At 34.6% G+C, this 21439-nt stretch carries 17 protein-coding genes; 1 reads left to right on the forward strand and 16 read right to left on the reverse strand.

Annotation, left to right across the window (positions count from 1 at the left end):
- From tsaB to AC061C_RS01950, 3 genes are all read right to left on the reverse strand, one after another.
- Positions 1-669, reverse strand: coding sequence for a tRNA (adenosine(37)-N6)-threonylcarbamoyltransferase complex dimerization subunit type 1 TsaB (gene tsaB / locus AC061C_RS01940; RefSeq protein ID WP_478289801.1), 669 nt, complete (start codon positions 667-669; stop codon positions 1-3).
- A gap of 83 nt (positions 670-752) precedes the next feature.
- Positions 753-2060 carry an efflux RND transporter periplasmic adaptor subunit gene (locus AC061C_RS01945; protein ID WP_309757665.1) on the reverse strand — a complete coding sequence of 436 codons (1308 nt, stop codon included), beginning with the start codon at positions 2058-2060 and terminating at the stop codon, positions 753-755.
- A 6-nt stretch (positions 2061-2066) separates the two neighbouring features.
- Positions 2067-3503, reverse strand: coding sequence for a TolC family protein (locus tag AC061C_RS01950; protein WP_478289802.1), 1437 nt, complete (start codon positions 3501-3503; stop codon positions 2067-2069).
- 197 nt (positions 3504-3700) lie between these two features.
- Between AC061C_RS01950 and AC061C_RS01955 the strand changes: the two genes are divergently transcribed.
- Positions 3701-5110, forward strand: a complete 1410-nt coding sequence (locus AC061C_RS01955; RefSeq protein WP_478289803.1) for a DUF4403 family protein — start codon at positions 3701-3703, stop codon at positions 5108-5110.
- 11 nt (positions 5111-5121) lie between these two features.
- Here AC061C_RS01955 and AC061C_RS01960 read toward each other — a convergent pair whose 3' ends face one another.
- The 13 genes from AC061C_RS01960 to sov form a co-directional block, all read right to left on the reverse strand.
- Positions 5122-5415 carry a CAMCR motif-containing small membrane protein gene (locus tag AC061C_RS01960; RefSeq protein ID WP_478289804.1) on the reverse strand — a complete coding sequence of 98 codons (294 nt, stop codon included), beginning with the start codon at positions 5413-5415 and terminating at the stop codon, positions 5122-5124.
- On the reverse strand, positions 5405-5947 hold the full coding sequence (locus AC061C_RS01965; protein WP_478289805.1) for a DUF420 domain-containing protein: 543 nt from the start codon (positions 5945-5947) through the stop codon (positions 5405-5407). Before AC061C_RS01965 ends, AC061C_RS01960 begins: the two co-directional genes overlap by 11 nt.
- A 2-nt stretch (positions 5948-5949) precedes the next feature.
- Positions 5950-6636, reverse strand: coding sequence for an SCO family protein (locus AC061C_RS01970; RefSeq protein WP_478289806.1), 687 nt, complete (start codon positions 6634-6636; stop codon positions 5950-5952).
- 6 nt (positions 6637-6642) lie between these two features.
- Complete coding sequence (locus AC061C_RS01975) at positions 6643-7284, reverse strand: hypothetical protein (RefSeq protein WP_478289807.1); 642 nt, start codon at positions 7282-7284, stop codon at positions 6643-6645.
- Positions 7285-7359: 75 nt separating this feature from the next.
- Positions 7360-7710, reverse strand: a complete 351-nt coding sequence (locus tag AC061C_RS01980) for a cytochrome C oxidase subunit IV family protein (RefSeq protein ID WP_099714321.1) — start codon at positions 7708-7710, stop codon at positions 7360-7362.
- 19 nt (positions 7711-7729) lie between these two features.
- Positions 7730-8707 carry a cytochrome c oxidase subunit 3 gene (locus AC061C_RS01985; RefSeq protein ID WP_478289808.1) on the reverse strand — a complete coding sequence of 326 codons (978 nt, stop codon included), beginning with the start codon at positions 8705-8707 and terminating at the stop codon, positions 7730-7732.
- Between the two features lie 42 nt (positions 8708-8749).
- Positions 8750-9337, reverse strand: a complete 588-nt coding sequence (locus AC061C_RS01990; protein WP_417969428.1) for a cytochrome c oxidase subunit 3 — start codon at positions 9335-9337, stop codon at positions 8750-8752.
- 2 nt (positions 9338-9339) lie between these two features.
- The gene (gene cyoE, locus AC061C_RS01995) at positions 9340-10242 is read right to left on the reverse strand and encodes a heme o synthase (RefSeq protein ID WP_309755963.1); all 903 of its coding nucleotides are present in this window, start codon (positions 10240-10242) and stop codon (positions 9340-9342) included.
- An 80-nt stretch (positions 10243-10322) separates the two neighbouring features.
- The gene (gene remB / locus AC061C_RS02000) at positions 10323-12446 is read right to left on the reverse strand and encodes a gliding motility outer membrane protein RemB (protein WP_478289809.1); all 2124 of its coding nucleotides are present in this window, start codon (positions 12444-12446) and stop codon (positions 10323-10325) included.
- Between the two features lie 19 nt (positions 12447-12465).
- Positions 12466-13209: a deoxyribose-phosphate aldolase gene (gene deoC, locus AC061C_RS02005; RefSeq protein ID WP_478289810.1), complete on the reverse strand. Its 744-nt coding sequence runs from the start codon at positions 13207-13209 to the stop codon at positions 12466-12468.
- 220 nt (positions 13210-13429) lie between these two features.
- Positions 13430-13807 carry a VanZ family protein gene (locus AC061C_RS02010; protein WP_478289811.1) on the reverse strand — a complete coding sequence of 126 codons (378 nt, stop codon included), beginning with the start codon at positions 13805-13807 and terminating at the stop codon, positions 13430-13432.
- On the reverse strand, positions 13800-14180 hold the full coding sequence (gcvH, locus tag AC061C_RS02015; RefSeq protein ID WP_309755968.1) for a glycine cleavage system protein GcvH: 381 nt from the start codon (positions 14178-14180) through the stop codon (positions 13800-13802). Before gcvH ends, AC061C_RS02010 begins: the two co-directional genes overlap by 8 nt.
- A 94-nt stretch (positions 14181-14274) precedes the next feature.
- Positions 14275-21429 (reverse strand): T9SS outer membrane translocon Sov/SprA, encoded by a 7155-nt coding sequence (sov, locus tag AC061C_RS02020; RefSeq protein ID WP_478289812.1) that lies wholly within the window; start codon positions 21427-21429, stop codon positions 14275-14277.
- Between the last annotated feature and the right edge of the window lie 10 nt (positions 21430-21439).

Raw genomic sequence — 21439 nt, forward strand, 5'->3', positions numbered from 1 at the left:
TTATTTCTTTGGAGTCGTAATCATAAAGTCTTTCAGATAATACGGTTCAAAATAGGCGACATCTACAGTGTCGCTTTTTTTGAATTTTTCGAAGCTTAAAAAACTCATTTCTTTAGCAGAAGGATATACAATTTCGTCAAGGAAAATATAATTTTCTTTGGTCAAAACCGATTTGCACTTTTCCGCGCAATCACCAACAAAATATAATGTTTCCTGCAAATTTTCAAATGAATTCTCTGTAATTATTTCGGCAAGAACTTCTCTTTTTTGTTCCAAATTTGGAGCAAAAACAGCACTATATACTTCCATTCTTCGGGCATCAATCATGGGAATAATTAATCCGTTGGAAATGGTCACCTGCGAAGCCAAAGCTTGTAAAGTATCCACAGCAATTAATGGAATATTGAGTGCATAGCACAATCCTTTTGCTGCAGAAACTCCTATTCGAAGCCCAGTATAGGAGCCAGGCCCTTGACTTACGGCTACAGCACTTAAATCTTGGAGTGTAATACCTACTTCTTTTATGATTTCTTCAATAAAAACATGCAATCGTTCTGCGTGGGAATAGCCTTCTTCTGCAATCTCTTTATAAAAAATTGTTTTCCCTTCTTTTGCCAGAGCAACAGAGCAATTCTTTGTTGCAGTCTCAATGTTTAGTATATAACTCAATTTTGGGTTTTGTTTTAAATTAAAAATCACAATCACAAAATTATATTTTATGATTGTGATTTCAAAACTGTTCTCCTAGACAATTACTTTTTGCTATCGCCTTTTTTGTCTTTGTCAGTAATTAAAGATACTTTATCACCCGAATTTAATTCTTTAGAAACGGTATTGTAGGGTCCTGTAATGACAACATCGCCTTTTTTAAGGCCTGATAAAACCTCAATATTGGTATCGTCTTGGATTCCGGTTTTGATAATTCTAATTTTAGCTTTATCCCCTACTTTTACAAATACGCATTCAAATTTCTTATCACTTTTTGGTGCAGCTCCTTTTTGTTCTTCATTAGGATCGTCCACTTTAATTTCTTTTACAGCCGCAGTATCCGATTTTACAACCACAGAACTAATAGGCACCGACAATACATTCGACTTTGTTTCTGTAATAATATCAACCGTTGCGGTCATTCCTGGTCTAAACGGAGAATAGGTGTCCGGTTTACCCTCTAGTAAATCAAGGTATGATTCTTTTAGTATTCTAACTTTAACTTTAAAATTCGTTACTTGATCCGCCGTCAAGGCCGAACTAGCAGAATTAGAAATACTTGTCACTGTTCCTTTAAATTGCTTTTTCAGGTATGCGTCAACTTCGACATTTGCATCGTCGCCAACTTTTATTTTTACAATATCATTTTCATTAACATCTACTTCAACTTCCATATTGTTTAAGTTGGCCACTCTTAAAATTTCGGTACCCGTCATTTGCTGCGTTCCTAAAACACGCTCACCTAGTTCTACGTTCAACATAGAAATTGTTCCGTCAGCTGGAGCATAAATGGTAGTACGTCCTAGATTGTCTTTGGCTTCATTGACAGTTGCCGAGGCGCTTTGTACATTAAAATAAGCAGTTTGCTTAGCTGCTTTGGCAACTTCATAGGATGCGACTGCCTTATCCCAATCCGACTTTGAAATAATTCCTTTTTCGAACAATGTTCGATTACGGTCGTAACTTGATTTAGATTCTTTGAAAGAAGCATCAGCTTGACTTAAATTTGCTTTGGTTCCTGATAAATTTGAAACCGAACGATTGTAGCCAGAAGTGTATAAATCAGGATTTATCTTTACTAGTAAATCTCCTTTTTTAACTACTTGACCTTCTTTTACATTCAAAGAAATAATCTCTCCCGATACCTCAGATGAAATTTTTACTTCGATTTCTGGTTGAATTTTTCCAGTCGCTGAAACCGTTTCTACAATCGTTATTGGATTGACTTGGGCAATTTCAATTTCGGTACCTTTATCCTTATTTCCGATAACACCAGATTTTGACAGTATTATTAGACCTGCAATGATTACTACTGCTCCACCTATTAGGATATAAATTGTTTTTTTTGACATAATAAATTAGTTTTTGATAAGTGGAATTCCAAAATAGAATTCTAGAATTTTAATTTTAAAGATATAATCGTATTTGGTTCTTAGCACATCTGATTGTGCATTGGTAAGCAATGTTTGTGCTTGATTGAAATCAAAAGAATTCATCAAACCAACATCATATTTTTCTTTAGCATAATCGTAAGCACCTTGTCTCGCTTCTACAGCTATAATTGCCGATTCGTAAGCATTTAGCGCTCCTTTAGCATCTGCAAATCCAGTAAATACATTCCTTTGCAAATCTAAATCTTGTTGCTCAACAGCGATTTTTGATCGTTCTAAACTTACTTTAGAACGGTCTACATTATTTCTAACTGCAAAACCATTAAATATCGGAATCGATAATTGAACTCCAAAAGATTGTCCTTTGTTGTTACTGAATTGATCAAAAAACGGAGCAGGATTTCCTAAAACTCTATTGAAATTTGGGCTTAAAACATTTTGATTTGAGCCTTCAACAAAACCAATTATTGAGGTAGGATTTGAAGTATTTGGAGCAACACCTACAACTCTGTCACTGTAAGCAACTCTTGAACTAAAACTATAAAAACCTTGTAATGTGGGTTGAAAAGCACCTTTGGCAATTTCAACATTTTTCTCTGCTATTTCTAAATTTGTTCTTGCAATTTTTAATTCTGTTCGCCCCTCTTTAGCTTTTTCATAGATACTATTTGGAGTTTGTGCCATAATATTATTTTCATCTTTAATGTTGGTATCATCAACAACATCAAACCTTTCAAAGTCTTTCAGTTGTAATAATTGAGCCAAACTTAATTTTGAAATTAATAAAGTATTTTCTGCAGTAATCACATTTTGATTGTTTGATGCTACAGTAGCTTTTACGTCCAATAAATCACCTCGAGGAATAGATCCTGCCTTCACTAATTCTTCGGAGCGTACTAATTGTTTTTGGTTAATTCCAAGTTGTTCCAATTGTACTTTTAGATTTTCCTTGTTAAAAAGTACTTGCAAGAAAGCATTTGCAACATTCAAGGCTACATCCTCTTGCATTTTTAACAATTGATATTTTGCAGCAACTATAGAGAGATTCGCTCTACGCAACGTATTTTGATTTTGCAATCCTTTATAAATATCAATCCCAACATTAACTCCCGCAGAGGTAAATTGAGTAGTTTGGTTTTGTAATAAACCCGTTGTAATATCCTGATTCAAACCAATATTCCAGGAATGAGATGCACTCGCATTTACTGAAGGGAGAAAATTTCCAAACGCACCTCTTTTATCAATCAATGCTGTTTTAGTATCTAACTCCGATTGTTTGATAGAGATATTATTTTGAATGGCATAATTTACGCATTCTTGAAGAGTCCATTTCTTGGACTGTGCCTGCATAATCAAGCAACTAAACACGAGTACTATTAAACTGAAAAAACTTCTTTTTTTCATATATTTTTGAATAAAAGCGCAGTAGGACTGCAAACAAATTTAAATATTTATAGATAAGATTTATATGAAAAATAGCAACTATTTCAATTCAAAATCATCTATTAAATCATTAGACTTTAGAAATTAGCATTTGTTACAAAAATTAATAAAAAAAGAATTCTTTTATTAATTTAGCTACTCTAAAACATTCCTAAAAAATGCCCAAATTCACATTCAATCTGCTTATACTTTTTTCCATTATTTGTACAACTAGCTGTTCAACAACAAATAAGATAGCAACTTTGAAACCAGAGCTAGACGATGCGACACCACTAGTTTACGAGAGCATTCCTTCCTACATTAATTTACCAATTAGCGTTAAACTAAAAGACATTGAAAACCAAACAAACACACAACTGAATGGCCTAATCTATGAAGACAATATTATAGATGATGATGATATAGAAATGAAGATTTGGAAGCTAGCTCCCATTACAATCAAAAATGATAATACTAAAAATGGTCAAAAAATCATAACAGTATTGCCCTTAAAAGCTATTGTAAAATACAGGATTGGTACAAAAAAAATGGGTGTCGAATTATACAATATAAAAGAGTTCAATTTAGATGGAGTGGTAACTTTGATAAGTGAAGTAGGTTTGACCAATTGGAAAATGAACACCAAAACAGAACTTAAATCACTCGATTGGAACGAAAGCCCAACGATGACTGTTTTTGGCAAAAATGTCCCTGTCACCTATTTGATCAATCCAGCCATTGCCCTTTTTAAATCAAAAATTGAAAAGAAAATTGATAATGCCATCGAAAAATCCATGGATTTCAAACCAAATGTTTTGCTTGCTTTGGAAAAAATCTGTGCGCCTTTTCAAATGAGTGATACTTACCAAAGTTGGCTTAGGATTACACCAATCGAGATTTATTCTACGAACGCCAAACTCAAAAACGACACGTTTGTACTCGACATGGGAATGAAGTGCACCATGGAAACCATCATTGGAAAACAACCTGAATCAAAATTTAATGCTAACAAAATTATTGTAAAATCTGTTTCTAAAATACCTCAAGACATTTCAGCTAATATTGTAGCCGTTTCGACCTATCAAGAGGCTTCAAAACTAATGACAAAGAATTTTAGCGGACAAACATTTGGTAGCGGCTCTAAGTCAATAAAAGTACAAAATGTTGCTATTTGGCATAAAAACGGGAAAATGATAATCGCTTTAGAGATACTAGGAGCTGTAAACGGAACGATTTATTTAGCAGGATTTCCACAATATAACGACAAAACTAAGGAAGTATATTTTGATCAATTGGACTACGCTTTGGATACAAAAAATAAATTGATGCGAACCGCCAATTGGCTGGCTCAGGGATTAATTTTAAAAAAGATTGAGCAAAGCTGCCATTACTCCATAAAACCAAATCTTGAAGAAGGTCAAAAAAGCATGATGACTTATCTAAAAAACTATTCTCCGATGCAAGGTGTTTTTGTAAATGGGAAAATGGAAGAAATTCAATTTGAAAAAATTCAATTGACAAATCAAGCTATCATCGCTTTTCTCAAAATAAAAGGCACTCTAAATGTATCCGTTGATGGATTGAAGTAAATTTTAAGAAGCTAACTTGATTTCTTCTTTTTCATTCGGTAAATGGCATACCCAATTCCTGCAACAAGCAGATAGGGAATCACCATTAGATAAACAATTCCGTCATTTACCGCAGCCGCTTGTGTGGAATTCTCATTGCTGGTCAAAGCAGCGCGACACATTGCGCATTGCGCATTTGTTGGCAGTGAAATAAGATTTAAAACAAATATTAATGATAAGGAATAAAAACAACTTATACGGTTGCTTTTTACTTTCTCCCGAGTTCCCACCACTTTAAATTCGCTTATTAAATTTTTAGTATACATAATAGGGTGAAATCATTAAATAAACAATTACGCCGGTAACCGCAACGTACAACCAGATAGGAAAAGTGATTCTAGATATTTTCTTATGAGACTCAAAATTGCCTGCTAAGGCTCGAACATAAGTCACTAAAACCATCGGAATGATAGCTATTGACAAAACAATGTGGGTAATTAATATAAAATAATACACATATTTAATAACTCCTTCGCCACCAAATTTTGTGGAGTCACTCGTCATATGATACGCTACGTACATCACTAAAAAAGCAAGCGATAGCGCAATTGCTGATGTCATCAACCACTGATGCAGTTTTCTATTACCATTTTTTATGGCTATTACAGCCACAATTAGCAGTACTGCAGTTATTCCATTGGTAGTGGCATATATTGGAGGCAAAAAGGAAAGAGGTGCTACATCATACCCAAAATCTTTTAGTTTTATTCCAAAAAGTATTGCAACCACTAACGGTATCACAATTGAAACTGCGATAATATATTTACTGAATTTTTGTTCTAACGAATTATTTTCCATCATTATTCTTTTAATAAAATATTAATATCTTGTTGAATATTTCTTACTCCTTTTTTATCTAAACCGTCATAATACAAAATTGGATTTCCAAAATCGTCTGTCCTGCAACGTATGTTTCCATTCTTGTCTATTAGAGCAAACAATCCTGAATGTTCAAAACCACCAGCTACTTTGTTATTTTGACCTGCATAAAGATTAAAACCTTTATTAGCCAAATTAAAAATATACGCTTTGTCTCCTGTTAAAAAATTCCAATTAGCCGATTTCACACCCAAAAGATTTCTGTGATCCTGGAGTACTTTTGCAGTATCATGTCCTGGATCTATGGTTATTGAAACCATTCCGAAGTTAGGGTTCCCAAAAAAATTCTTTTCCAGCACCAACATACTTTGATTCATTTTTGGACAAATGGTAGGGCAAGTAGTGAAGAAAAATTCTAACACATATACTTTCCCTTTGTATGTTTCATTGGTGATTTTTTTACTGTCTTGATTGATGAGTTCAAATTTGGGAGCAGGGCCTATTTTTAACAATTGTCCTTCAGATACTGCAACCGGATTTACACTATCCAATCGATCTCCTTGTACTACTTTGTCATTCTTAATTCTTTCGACAATTTTAGGTATCGCATAAATACCAAAAATCAAAATAATAAAAGAAATTCCTATGTAAGATTTATTTTTGAACATACCGTATTATATTTTTCTGGTGGCGTTATTGTTCTTTTTTAGAGCAGCACGATATTCATAAAGAATCACTTTAAAATCATCAAGCATTTCATTACTCAGCTCTGCGGGGTGAAAAGTGTTGTATCCTTCTTTGGTGTTTTTAACTAATTTCCGACCTCGAAGATTTCGTTTTTTATCAACGATGTACACTTTAGGAGTTCCTAAATTATCATCTAATTTTTCTACTAGCTTTAATTGAGAATAATACGTTTTTATTTCCTCGCTTGAAGCAAAAACAAAACGCCATTGTGCAACATCTGTAAAGGCAGCCAATGCATCAATCACTTTTTTGGCATCTTTTTCAGTACCAGTTGGACATACCATAACAAACTGCACGTCTTTGAACTCATGATATCTTTGATAAATCTTTTGATTTAAATTAAAAAGATTTCCTCTATTTTTTAAAAGTTCAGTACCCATAAAACCCAAAATGGTTACTTTACCATTCAAACTAACTTTTTGACTATCTAAAGATTCCCAGTTACCTAAGTCAGCGGTATTGGGAGTTATAGTTGGTAATTTAGTAAACCCATTAACACCTGAGGCAAAAAAAAGGTATGCCACAATAGGTAGTATAAACAAAACGAAAAGAACACTATTTTTTTTCATTGGAACATTAATAATTAAAGTACAAAAATAAAAAAAGGCACGCAATGCGTACCCTCTTTTTGAATTAATATCTTGTTAAAAATTCCATTTAATTGTAGAATTTTTAAAAACCTCATAAATATAATCCCCTTCTGTCAAAAGAATGAAGAGCAAATATAAAATCAGAAAAATTACTGGAAAAACAACTGCGCTTCTTAAAGAGCTTTTTTCACCTTCCATATGCATAAATGCATAAACGATGTAATACGCTTTAAAAATGGTAAGAGCATAAAAGATCCAATTAAGTAAGTTCATACTTAAAAAATCATTCATGAAAAGAAAATCAGGTTTTAAAATTCCTAGATAAACTTCTACTATTGTAACGGCAGATAATATTCCGAAAACTTTCCAGATTCTACCTATATTAGATACGTGTTCGTGTGACATGATAATTACTTTTAGAAAATTAAACGAGATAGAAAACTGTAAATACAAATACCCAAACTAAATCGACAAAGTGCCAATAAAGACCCACTTTTTCTACCATTTCATAACTTTTTCTTTTCTCATAAGTTCCAACTAACACATTGAAAAATATGATAATATTTATGATTACTCCAGAAAAAACGTGGAATCCGTGAAATCCAGTGATAAAGAAAAAGAAGTCAGCAAATAATTTACTTCCGTACTCGTTTCTTACCAAGTTCGCGCCTTCAACAACATAATGTGCTTGACTTAATTTTGCTACAGACTCTTCTCTTGAAAGAATTGTTTTCTTTTTGTCTTTGGTAATTACTTCCGTTCTGATCAAAAGTTCTGGATGCGCCTTAAAACCCGCTTGAACTTCCGCAACTGAATACGAAGGCAAACTTGGTTCATCCATAAACCATTTACCCTTGTTTCTTGTTAGTTGTTCTCTATCTTCAGGTAAAGTCGTTGCAAATTCTGCTAACGCAACACGGTTACCTTCTTTATCCACAAACTGAAGTAAACTTCCTCCCTTTGTTTCAATAGCACCGTATTCCCCTTTGATGAAGTTTTTCCATTCCCAAGCTTGAGAACCTACGAAAATCAAACCACCGATAATGGTTAAGAACATGTAAAGAACTACTTTGTTTTTTTTCATTTGATGTCCAGCATCAACAGCCAAAACCATTGTAACTGATGAAAAAATCAAAATAAATGTCATCAACGCTACGTAATACATAGGAGCCGATACGCCATGCATGAATGGAAAGTGCGTGAACACCTCATCAGCCAGTGGCCATGTTTCAATAAATTTAAATCGTGAAAAACCATACGCCGCCAGAAATCCAGAGAACGTTAAAGCATCTGATACGATAAAAAACCACATCATTAATTTGCCATAACTTGATCCCATTGGCTCATTGCCGCCTCCCCAAGTTTTTCCTTCACTATTTGCAGTAGTAACTGTCGCTTCCATAAAAGTTATTCGTTAAAAAGTTCCCAAATTTACGTTTTTTTCTTATTTAAAGAAATATAAAAACAAAAACAAATAAACCCATAATAAGTCAAGAAAGTGCCAGTACATTGCACCAAGTTCAATTCCAAGGGTTTGAGATGAATTGTATTTTTGTTTAAAATGATTATAAATTATAATCAGCAGTGAAATCACGCCACCAGCAAGGTGAATCAAGTGCACAACCGTTACAACGTATAAAAAAGTAGTAGTAATAGAGCTTCCACTTCCTGTGAAATAATACCCATTATCTACTATTTGTCCAAATCCTACAAATTGCAAAACTACAAACAATATTCCTAGTACTAGTGTAGACAATAGGAAAAGTGTCGTTTTGCTTTGATTGTTTTTTTGAATTGCTTTTTTTGCCAAATAAAATGTGACGCTACAGCCGATTATTGCAACGGTGCTGTAGAAAAAAGCGGTTGGTAATTGAAAATCTTTCAACCAGTCTGCTCTTGATTTACTTACAACAAATGCACTAGTTAAACCAGCAAACATCATTGTCATACTCACCATAGCAAACAACAAAATCAACTTGTATGATCGTGCTGTTCTGGATTTTTGTTCCTCAGTTGTCATTATCGTATCCATAACTATCTTAAAAATTTATCAAATATATAAACCAATTGCAGTAATGTAATGTAAGAAACACTAACTAGCATCAAAGTCCTAGCAGCTTTTGGAGTTCTTACTTTATACAATTTTACTGCGTAAAAAAGCATCCACAATCCCAACAAGAAAACAACTACTGCCGCTACTGGCGTAATAAATAAACGCCCCGTGTAACCAAAAACAGGAAGAAGTGAAGCCAAAATCAACCAAACGGTGTATAAAATAATCTGTAACGCTGTGCCTTTGTCTTTTTTGCCTGTAGGCAACATAAAGAAACCAGCCTTCTCATAATCGTCATACAAAAACCATCCAATTGCCCAAAAATGTGGAAACTGCCAAAAAAACTGAATTAAGAATAACGTTCCTGCTTCTATTCCAAATTCGCCCGTGGCGGCAACCCAACCCAACATAAAAGGGATTGCTCCTGGAAAAGCGCCTACAAAAACAGACAACGAGGTCATTGTTTTTAAAGGTGTATAAATACTAGTGTATAAAAATATTGAAATAGCGCCAAACATAGCGGTTTTTGGATTGATAGTATAGAGTAATACAATTCCAATAACCGTCAAAAGACTTGCAATAATAAGCGCAACTCCCGAAGACATTCTTCCAGTAGGAACAGGACGATTTTTGGTCCTATCCATTAAAGCGTCTAAATCCTTTTCGATAATTTGATTGAAAGCGTTTGACGCACCAACCATACAATACCCACCTAGCGCCAATTTTAACAACACCATCCAATCTAAGGAATGCAAATCATAAATACCGAGCATAAACCCAGCAACTGACGAAAAGACCACACTAATCGCTAAACGAGCCTTAGTGATTTCGCGGAAATCAATATAAATGGATTTTAGTGAAAATATATAAGGTGTTGCGTTCAATACTTGCGTTTATTTGTTTTAAAATCTTTTGCAAAAGTAGTGCATCAAAAGGGATTTGGCAAAAAACAATTCACAAAAGATTAATAATCAAAATACCAATTAAAAATATCAGCTCGTATCCCCAAGGTAAACCAATTAGTACTTTCAGTAAAAGTAGTAACCGTGTTTTTTGAAGGATCAAAACTTCTATAAATATAACTACCAAAAAGCTTTAGGTTTGTGGCTGGATTTACCAAATAACCTCCTTGAAAATCAACAATAAAAACAGCCGTTTTATTTCCTTGCCCTACTTTTACATTGCTATCAAAAGCTCTTTTTTCATCGTAATCTTTATAGATATTTCCTCCGTAGTTTAAATCATCTTCAAGAGTGTCAAAATCAAATCCTCGTGTCCCCGCAGTAACTTTTGCATCAGCAAAAAGCCTCCCTTTATGGTAACGAGCAATCGCAATAAATTCCTTGAAGTTTCCGCCCCATTGGTGCCCAATACTTTGATTATTGTGCGCATAATTCGTAATTGGCATGCTGTGGGAATAAACATAGGGACGCACATGATTGTATTCTAATTGTAGTTGCAAATTATCTACTTTAAAAGCATTGTAATACTTAACTCCTAATTGATAACCGTACTTATTTTTCCAACTATTATTGCGTTCTTTGACGTCTCCCAAAGAAAACTCATCCAGAATAAACTGTCCATAAAAATTAATTCGATCACTCCATTTGTACTTAAATGTCAATCCTAAAATAGCATTACCGCTTCGAGCCGAAGAAGCAAATTCAACAGCGCGATAAAATATAATTGGATTTACAAAATTCACGTCGAAACCTCGATCGTTTGAATTAGTCCAAACAACTGATTCAAATAAACCAAGATTGAATTTATTAGAAATATTCCAACTCAAATAATGATTTGCCATAAATTTCGTGGAATAGGTGCGTTCTAGCGTAACTTCAGGACGAACATCTTTGAGCCACATGTAGGTGTTTGTGTATTTTATTTTCCAAAAATTAGTGTTCAACTTAAAATAAGGATACGGACTTGCACCATCACTTTCGAGCAAAGATCGATACCCATCTCCGATAAAATTTCTACCGTAACCCAACTGTAAATCGATGAATTTGCTTGGAGTAAAAGTTAAATTGGCTTCTGCCAAAGGGAAATCATATGCGGAAGTTTTAAAATCTTTTGCAATTCCAATTCCCGGAATAATAGCTGGATTGCCTCCCGCTGGTTTAATTGATTCGGCATATCGATTGAAGTATCCCGCAAATCGACCTTGACTTTCAAAAACTGTGGTCGAAAAATTGATTTGTTTCCCCAATCCACCTCTAAAATTAATCCCCCTTGTGTTCACAAAAGTATTAGAGACTTCACTTTTTGATGCTTTTCCAACCTGTAAATCAAGAATAGGATTTAGTGTAAACCAATATCCCTCGCCCTGGATTTCGACAGTATTCTCATTCCATAATTTTCTTGCCCACCAGCCAGAAGCCTTCTTTTTTAGCTGTTCATTAACTGCTTTTAGATTATAATATTTCGAAACCTCAGCATAGGTGTATGGCTTAGATGCGGTATGATTATTACTTCCCACTTGATTTAAAGAACTATCAAACTGCGCATAATAGCTATGCGAAAAAGGCACATTCAAATGACTTTCAAATTCTGGATTATTGTATTTTTTATAAACTATACTATCTAATTCTGTACGCCTTGGCTTTGTATTTGAAAGTATATTGGCCTTCGCCAAAGCTTCCAATTCTCTTTCCGCCCTACTCTTTAATGGTATCGCTACAGTTAGGGTAAACTTAGAATAGACTGGATTCCCATTATAGGTTGAAGGTTGTATTTTTGGAAAAATTGCAAAAACTCTTTTTGTTTCTTTGATTAGGAGTTCCTCATTTGCATCGACATAAATAACTTTAAAAGTACCTGTAGCATCTACCTCAAAAAGTACTTTTATATTCCCATTAAAATTATTCTGTTTTAAAGATTCTGGAACTTGGAAATTTGAAAAAACAAAGTCTTGAACCTGGTTGTAAAAACATTTTTCTAATCCTTTGGATTGCAAATTCAAACATTCTGCAAATACAGGAAAACGCTCTGATGTAGTGCCCGATTGTTCTACAATAACATTAGTATCTTGAGAAAAAGCAAAAAAGGAGAACGAAAACAAAAATAAAGTGAAAAAGGCTTTTATCATATTTATACTTTTGGAGAATTTAATATTCATTTTGCGAATTCTGCCCGTTCGCTATATTCTTTGCACCCGAAGTTCCAATTCGCTTTACACCCAACTGAATCATCGCGACGGCCTCTTCATAGGTTCTTACACCGCCAGCCGCTTTAACAGGAAGTGGCGACGCATTTTCTAACATCATTTTTATTGCAGGTACAGTAGCACCATTTGGAAGATTGTCTTCCGTGTTATAAAATCCCGTAGAGGACTTTACAAAAACAGAAGAAAAAAGCTCTTGTTCAAAATTAGAAATAATCACGTTTTTTATCAAACTTGACAACTGTATAATTTCCATATCCGTGAGTGCAGCCACTTCAATAATCCACTTTACTACCTTTTTTTTATTTAAACCTAACTGTGTACATTCAAAAATTTCCTCTTTAATAACAGAAAGTTCGCCCCGTTTAAAAGCTGCATAGTTGCATACAAAATCCAAATCATCAACACCTTCTTGGATCGCTTGACGCGCCTCACTAAGCTTGTCATCAATAGAAGATGTCCCTTCAGGAAAATCGATTACGGTTCCTACAAGAACCATAGAATTCGCCTCAACGATCATCTTTTTGGCCAAAGAAACCATGTTTGGACGAATCATAATCAACTTAAAATTCTCCTCAATTGCTTCTTTGATAAACGCTTCGACTACCAGGGTATTCTCCTTTTCACTGAGTCCAGCTTGTTCAGCTGTTTTCAAATAGGTAGAATCCAAATATTGCTTGATATTCATGTGCTTTAGTTTTCTAATTCTTAACAAATTATGATACACAAAAATACATTTTATATAAACATAAGAGCATTTAAAAATTTTACTATTTATACGGTATTACTACATCCATTGTTTTTTAATGCTTGTCATAGAAATTAATCTTAGTCAAAAAAAAAGACTCGTAGAACTAGATGTAAAATGAAAAATCCCACTAGAGTGGGATTTTATATGAAATTGTTTTTTATTTGGACCTCGTTTTTAAATTCAATAAAAAAACAACGGCTATTCCTGAAATGGCGCCAGATACATTTGCTATAACATCAAATACATCAGCATGCCTTGTGGTCGTACATAATTCTTGAGTTATTTCTATACCTATTCCGAAAATAAAAGAGAAAAGGAACGCAGGTACTATTGATTTCAAAGTATTTACCGAATTTGTATGTTTTTGAAAAAAAGAAAAACAAAGAAACGTTAAAACAAAATGAAAAAAGACATGCACTACTTTATCTAGGTTTGAGACATTTCCTAAAGGAACCGAATCGATTTGAACCAAACAAAAAAATGCAATTACTCCAGCCCAAGACAAAGTAGCCACAAAATAGAGTTGTTTAAGCACCAATAAGTTCTTTATATGCCTCACTAGACAATAAATCATCTACTTCTGCCATATTTGAAATTTTTATCTTGATCATCCATCCCGCTCCGTAAGGATCAGAATTTACACTTTCGGGAGAACTTTCAAGTGCATCATTGAAAGCAATAATTTCACCTGACAATGGCTGGAACAAATCAGAAACTGTTTTAACCGCTTCAACGGTACCAAAAACTGCATCTTTGTCTAAGCTCTGATCTAAAGTTTCAACTTCAACATAAACAATATCTCCTAATTCTTTTTGTGCAAAATCAGTGATTCCTACTGTTGCAGTATCGCCATCAATATTAACCCATTCGTGATCTTTAGTGTATTTTAAATTTACTGGTATGTTCATAAAAATTGTAATTGATAATTAATTATTGATAATTTAAATTTTCAGACACAAATGTAACAATCTTATGCACAAAAATGGTTCTCTAACCGGAAAATTAATTTCCAAAATTATAGCGAATCGTAATTCCAGAACGAATATTTGTCAACGGAAATGAAGTCGAAATTACGGCTTTTGAAAACGAATGGTCGTAATAGAAAATGGCTGTTAGGTTTTTGCTAAAAGCATAATCTGCTTTGACTGTTATAGACCAAATATTTTGCCCGCCTGCTAATTGATTGTTGTCATAATCCAAATACCTCACAATTGTTTGGTTATTTCTATAGGTTATATCCGCCTTAAGATTTATGTCGCTTTTAATTATTCCGGTTGGATTATCGGCCAATCTCGAAGAGAAGATCACGTCCTTGAAACGATAGCCAAGTCCAACTACATATTCTATACCTTTCACTTCGGTCAATAAATTATTATCAAAACTCATTGATAAAGCACGGTCTTTTTTAATTTCGGCTAATACTTTTAAAGAGCTCTTCAACTCAAAATCCATGCGCATCAAAGGATTAAACTGCTCCACCAAGTTAATATTGGACATGATGGTCTTATTGAAAAAGTTGCCGCTCGCATCCACTCCATTTGGGTCTTTATCGAATTCAAAATTAGATCTAAATGCATTAATAGTATAAGAAGCTCTGTAATTACTCTGCAATGAAAACCGTTTGAAATTCTTTTTAAAGATGCCATAACGCATCAAGCCACTGTATTTTATAGACCAGTTTGGAATGGGGAAATTTCTAAAAATACCGAGCGAAACATCATCTGCATTGCCACCAGAATATGCTGCTAGAAACGCAGGCAGTAAAACGGCCTGATTGTTTTTGCCATAACCAATAGGATATCCCTCAGCATCCCTATTAGCTGGATTATTAATGTCGATACCGCGCTGTGCTGCCAATCTATTTGCCACTGTCAATCGGTTTGATCTAAAATCACTAAATGCTGCAGATGAATTTTCATCACTAGTCGAAAATGAAGTTTTAATCAACACCGTAGAAATAGAAAAGATACCAGTGTCGTAAGGTGATCTAGGATTGTACATACCATTTGTAACATCATACTGTTCCGAAGAGTTCTGAGAATAGGCACGATCAAGTGTCAAATCAATTTTTAAATCTGGAAACAAATCTACATTAGCCGTGGCTTTAAAGACCTTATTTGTCACCTGAGAGAAATTTTGGTTAAAATCAGGATAGTTTGTCAACCAGCCATTTTTAGCCGCTTCGTAACGAACATCATCTTGACTACCAAAAATAAAACCTAACGATGGTCTTGATGAACCAAGAAACCCAACACCTGGCGTATACCCTGGCAAAACCGTACCGCTGTTGTGGGTGTAATTCATTTGAATGTTTTTAATACTAGTCAAAACACCGATAAAACCATCAACAAATTCACTGTTTTTTGGAACCTGATTTGAATTTGTATTTACTATTTTTTCACCTGGTTTTGGCGCAGCTACTTTTGGTTTTGGTGCGCTTTTATTTGCGTTTTTAGTCAATCCCAAATATTTGTACAACATGTCCATATTCATTGTTGCATTCAAATTGTTAGAGCTTGCGTTTTGCACCGTATTCCCTAAGTTGTAGTCCGTTCCATCAATTTTAATTTGAGATAGCGCATTAGAAGTACGCTGCCAACTGTAATCTCCTGTGTACGTATAATTAGCCTTGATAAAACTAAAAACTGGAATTTTATTAATTGGAATTTCATAATTTACAACTAATTGTTGCATGTGCTGATTGGGATCTCCAATATCCCAATAACTGTCCCAGATCGTAAAAGTATCGATTGGCTCGTTATTTTCGTTCAAATAATTTTTGACAATATTGCTGGAAGAAGCTGTATAATTCAACTTCAATGACTTAGTCAAATTAAAATTAAAACCATATTGGTAATTGAAGGCAAAATTTCTTCGGTATAAAGGATCTAAACCAATTCCTTCTACATCCACTTGCCTGAATTGCTGACGGTTGTATTGTCTATTGATATTCGTATTAAAAGAGATATTAGAAGGCAAATAGTTAAAATTGAAATCTCTTAATAATTTCCAATAATTACTTTTCTTCATAAATTTTGTCTTCGTAAAAGGCTCGATAGGCTTTGGTTTAAAAGTATACGCATAGTCAACAGAGGAATTTACTTGCTGGTCTACATAATCTTCAATTTCAAAATCATGTCTTTGCACTTCATTAATTGACTGCGAAAAAGTAAAATTTTCCGGATCATAAACGTGCTGTTTTTGCTCTGCACCTCTTTCTTTTCTAACCCCAATGAAGTTGATACTTTTACGTTTGGTATAATCAACAGCTCTTCTCTCTATGTTGTCGCGCTCTTTTTGGTCTGCTGTATTTTCCAGTAATTGTTTGAGCTTGATGTCTTGATTAAAAGGATCATATTGCGGAGTTATGGTTTCCTCACCAATAGCATAATTAAAAGGGAGATTAATTTGCCATTTTTGCGGTAATAATTTACCTAAATTCACATTAGTTACAATATTATATTGTTCGGTATCCTCACGATTTCTCTCGTTTGGTCCTTGCTCTAATGTTCCAAAGCCTATGGTACTCTTTTTACCTGACATGGAAACGGTAGCAAAATCAGCAAAGTTAGTATCAACATTTAATAGTGCAGCCATACCACCTTGATTGTCCATATCAGCCAAACGCAATTCATTGAACCATACCTCACCTTTGATATCGTTTCGAGTTTCATTGTTTTTAACTCCCACCATAAGAGTACGCACCAATCCAAAATTTGGATTTCCTTTTATACCCAATTTCAAGCGATCACTTCCGTCACCATCCGTATTAGCCAGATCATTATCTGGATAATAAATTCCATCAAGCGGAAGTGTATTCGGATTAATACTCATAGCAAGAATCTTCAATTTGGTCAATAATGCCAACGATAAATCTATTTCATTTTCTTCTGGCCAAACCAAATCAGCACTCACAGGGGGACAATCTGAAGTTGAGGCTGAGGAAGGGTTTGTCACTTTTAGAGGAATTTCAATTTGATAGAAATTTTGAGTAAAGTCATTTCCAAAACGAATGAATCCTACCATTTGATTGTCTCTCAGTGCTACTTCATTTGGCAATGATTCAGCATGCAAAAACATTTTCAATTTATTGAATTGACGCATATCAATACTTACATTTTTAAAAACGGCTCTAGAATCCTCAGGCTCTAATCCGTTTCCAGAAACTCGTAAGGCAAGTGATTGCTCATTTTGATTGAGCACAGTATTGTTGTTGTATAATTGTTCCCGCTGCACGCCTGGTGGAACAACATAGTTTATAGGACATCGTTCATTGTTTTCTTGGACATTTACTGATAGAACATCTAGGTTGGTATTGTCATCAGCAATATTAGTGTCATTAAAATCTAGCGTATTAGTATAGCGTCGCCATTCTCCTCTCACTAAATCTAATGCGCCAAAACGAACGGTTACTTGGTCATTAAAATCCGTCATAAACATTCTCATGAAGCGAATCGATCTAAAATCAGAAATGTTTCCTATCGTGTTTTCTGGTTGTGAAACTGGTATTTTAAACTGCATCCACCTCGCTTCAGTAACAGAACCATCTGGCAAAGTCACTTGCGTATTTCTAATGTCTGTGATATAATTTTGCCCAACATTCATGTTAGGTTGCACATTAATGCTATACTCATAATATGCATTGATGGTGTTCATAGTATTGTCTCTATTGATATCTTCTACATCAGGAACCGTAGTTGAACCTCGGTTTGGATCTGTAATATCAACTGCTGAATTCCCGTCGGTGCCATTGTATTGTTTGTAGCGGTCTAAAATTCCACCTGAAGCATTCAAGTAAAAAGAATAATCATCTGCCGCAGGATCTAATTCTGATGCAAAATTCGTGTATACCGATCCTTCATTGGTATTAGTTAAACCATCAAGACCAATATCCTGATTCCTTCTATTATCGGCATTGGTATCAAACGCATAAATTAACGACTGAGAAGCCGGAACATCGCCCCACAAAGGCTGTGGATTTACTAAAATTTGATCGGGACCAAGTCCGTTTTCATATTGTTTCCTTCCATCTTTCAAAACATCTTCCGAGATTTCTCCTAAATTGAAATAAATTTTCCCCGTGTTAGATTGAGGAATCTTTCCGTTTCCTACATAAGGATCTAACACCCAAAACTGAATGTACTCTACGTTACCTTGCTCAAAATTAGTGGAGTTTATAGAGCGCATGATCCCTCCAAAATTTTCTCTTGGATCAACAGCTACAGATGAACTATTGTTATACGGCCCTCTATCAGACGGATAATAACTTAAATCTAATGTATTAACAACTTGTGACTGCCCTTGCGCAATATCTGTTAAAGGGTATAATTCTTCGCTAAAAATTCTTCGGGTGGTATTAAATGACAAATCCTCATTAGAAATCCCGGAGGGTCTTTGGGCATAAAAAATGGGGTCGATAGAGTACCAAGCTAATTTGGCTCTTTTAAAACCGTAGCTCAAATCATTAGAATTAGCATTGAAATCATAGGTACTAAGCGCATTCCGGTCTGGTGTCGATGCCAAGGACCAAGCATATGGCGAACGCATATCAATAGTAGATTGTGAACCTTCGAAATCATCCACATAAATCGTGGATTCTCCTTCAAACTGATCCGCTTTTGGAGTATCGGGTCTCAAAAAAGCAACTTCTCCTCGCACTGAAAGGTTAGATGGAACATTAGTATCGATATTTGGTAATTTATTTACTAAACGAGTAAAGAATGGAACTTCGGTTGAAAAATTTGAATTGAATCCAAAAATAGTATTGTTTACTGATTCCTGACCAAAACTAGATTTTTGCGTAAATGGTCGTTCCGTCATCTTAAGGAATGTTCCCCCGACTACAAAATTATCAGAAATTTTATGCTCTACATTGACTCCCATAAATCTTCTGGTTTGTAAACCAAAAACAGAATTATTTTCTAAGGATACTTCTATTGGTGTATTAGATGCTTGTAGCGCCGGATCTAAAATCTGAACTCTTCCTAATTGATAGTTCACACTATAGTCAATTCCTTCTACTAAAATTCTTCCTGCAGCGGTAACCACAACAGAACCTGGTGGCACATTCAAAGCACCAATTGGTATGCCGTCTCCACCGGATGATTTATATCTTCCTCTTAATAAAAATTTATTTTTATCACTGTCTTGTAATGCTCCAGATTGGGTGTTGCGGTACATGCTACGAAACACATATTTTTTCTGATTTTCATTGTAAGAACTCGTGTTGTTGTAATTTTCTCCTGAACCAGTATTCGATAATTTAGAAAATAATAGTTCTCCAAAAGGTTCTTTGGTAGTGAAAATAATTCGACCGTATTGCGCATCCATCGTCAAACTTGGCAGAAAATCAAAAAAACCATCCCCTCCAGTTTGCGGATCGTTGTTGTAGTTTAATTTATCTAAATTGAATACTTTGAGTAAAGGTGTTTCAGCGACTTTATTTTCTGGATTTGGATTGGAAGGAAAAGGACTCCCAGTCACTTCCGTAATATAATTTAAAGGTGAAGGATCTGTGTAAAGTATGTTAAATCTAAAATCTTCTTGTTTCACTTGATAGGCACCAGGAATTTGATAAATATTCTTCATCATCAAGTTCCAAACCGGATTTTTTACATTGGTCAAATTGCTTTTCAGCATTTTCAAAATCAAACTCTGAGATATAATAGCTTGCGTTGCAGGCGTATTCCCGGTAACCACGGTTGCATCTACACCATCATTACCAAACTCTCCTACTTGATACACTTGATCGCCAATGGTGTATTGATAAGCCACAGCTAAAACCTCATCATTAGCCAAGCGTTGTTGCAAAGAAATATATCCTAATTGAGGACTAAAAGTGTACTCGTTTGGATTCAGTTTTCGCGCGTTTTCAAGTTTAGAATAATCTTGTCCTTCGCTTACCGTGACATTAAAACCCGAATTTGCAGTAACAATTTCACGGATATTAGGATTCAATAAACCGCCACCGGCCTGAATTAACTCAGGGTTATAAGCATTGTTTTTATTGTCGCTCGGAGTATCCAGCCCTGCCGTAAAAAATGGAGGACTTGCTGGAATAGGATCCAAAACAACCACTTCATTATCTGCTAAACCAGTTAATTGGGCTTCTCCCAAATCTTGTAAAGCAATGATATTTCGGAGATTATTATTCGTCGCTACTACCCTATTTTGTTTGTTGGTTACCCAAATTTCCAATCGGGTGATTTGGACTCTACTGTCAATAAATGGATAATTAACAAGAGACTTATCATATCTGTCTCTAAAATACTGGGATAAGAAAAAGTGTCGGTCACTATCATAATCCAAAGCAAACATATCAAAGTCTTGAATCGTACCGCCACCTTGAGCTACTAAACTTTTAGTTTGTGATTTTTGCTCTGAAAAAACACCCGTAATTGTTGTTTTTCCAAATTGCAATTGTGTTTTTACACCAAATAAACTTTGAGCACCTCGAATTAAAGAGCTGTTCAAAGGCATGGATACATTTCCTACTTCAATTTTTTGAATGATATCATCTTCAGTTGGCGCATATTCCAACTTCATTAAGTTTTGAAAGGCAAATGTGGATTGCGTATCATAATTTGCGTTAACACTCAATCGGGTTCCTACTTTACCCATCAAACTCATGCTAATCCTTTGGTCAAAATCAAATGAAAGATTTGATCTATTTCTTGGTGAAAAAGAAGGATTGTCTTGTTTGGTATACCGCAATCCCAAATCCATTTCTACAGATCCAGTGGGTTTTACATCGATAGTATTACTCCCAAAAATGGATTCAAAAAGTCCAGATTTTACATAATATCTCGGCAGTAAATCTTTTTTGGCATTTTCGCTGCCTTCTTTTTTTCCTTCAATTGCATCCAGCTTTTTTTTGAAATAATCCCGCATAGATTCTTTCAAAACCAGCTTTTCATATTCTTTAGGCGTCAATATAATGGGGTAATTAACAGAAAATCCATCCAATGTACTTGTATAGATGTATCGATCTGAAATGGGATCATACGTGTAGGAGGAGAGAATACTCTTTGGATTTTTTAGCTGTACTTTTCCAACAGAAAATCCAGTTTTAACAGTATCCTGAGTAGCTGGTTTTACTTGGGCTTGCACAACAAAGCCAGACAAAAAAACAAGCAGAAAAATGTAAATTTTACGCATACAAACGTGT

Source organism: Flavobacterium sp. GNP010, from assembly GCF_056428945.1.

Bases quoted from the DNA above. Each gene is read 5' to 3' on its own strand.
- sov (WP_478289812.1), bottom strand. From the start codon at position 21,429: ATGCGTAAAATTTACATTTTTCTGCTTGTTTTTTTGTCTGGCTTTGTT.
- AC061C_RS01975 (WP_478289807.1), bottom strand. From the start codon at position 7,284: ATGAAAAAAAATAGTGTTCTTTTCGTTTTGTTTATACTACCTATTGTG.
- AC061C_RS01950 (WP_478289802.1), bottom strand. From the start codon at position 3,503: ATGAAAAAAAGAAGTTTTTTCAGTTTAATAGTACTCGTGTTTAGTTGC.
- AC061C_RS01985 (WP_478289808.1), bottom strand. From the start codon at position 8,707: ATGGAAGCGACAGTTACTACTGCAAATAGTGAAGGAAAAACTTGGGGA.
- AC061C_RS01960 (WP_478289804.1), bottom strand. From the start codon at position 5,415: ATGTATACTAAAAATTTAATAAGCGAATTTAAAGTGGTGGGAACTCGG.
- gcvH (WP_309755968.1), bottom strand. From the start codon at position 14,180: ATGAACATACCAGTAAATTTAAAATACACTAAAGATCACGAATGGGTT.
- AC061C_RS01970 (WP_478289806.1), bottom strand. From the start codon at position 6,636: ATGTTCAAAAATAAATCTTACATAGGAATTTCTTTTATTATTTTGATT.
- AC061C_RS01965 (WP_478289805.1), bottom strand. From the start codon at position 5,947: ATGGAAAATAATTCGTTAGAACAAAAATTCAGTAAATATATTATCGCA.
- deoC (WP_478289810.1), bottom strand. From the start codon at position 13,209: ATGAATATCAAGCAATATTTGGATTCTACCTATTTGAAAACAGCTGAA.
- AC061C_RS01980 (WP_099714321.1), bottom strand. From the start codon at position 7,710: ATGTCACACGAACACGTATCTAATATAGGTAGAATCTGGAAAGTTTTC.
- AC061C_RS01945 (WP_309757665.1), bottom strand. From the start codon at position 2,060: ATGTCAAAAAAAACAATTTATATCCTAATAGGTGGAGCAGTAGTAATC.
- AC061C_RS01990 (WP_417969428.1), bottom strand. From the start codon at position 9,337: ATGGATACGATAATGACAACTGAGGAACAAAAATCCAGAACAGCACGA.
- AC061C_RS01955 (WP_478289803.1), top strand. From the start codon at position 3,701: ATGCCCAAATTCACATTCAATCTGCTTATACTTTTTTCCATTATTTGT.
- remB (WP_478289809.1), bottom strand. From the start codon at position 12,446: ATGATAAAAGCCTTTTTCACTTTATTTTTGTTTTCGTTCTCCTTTTTT.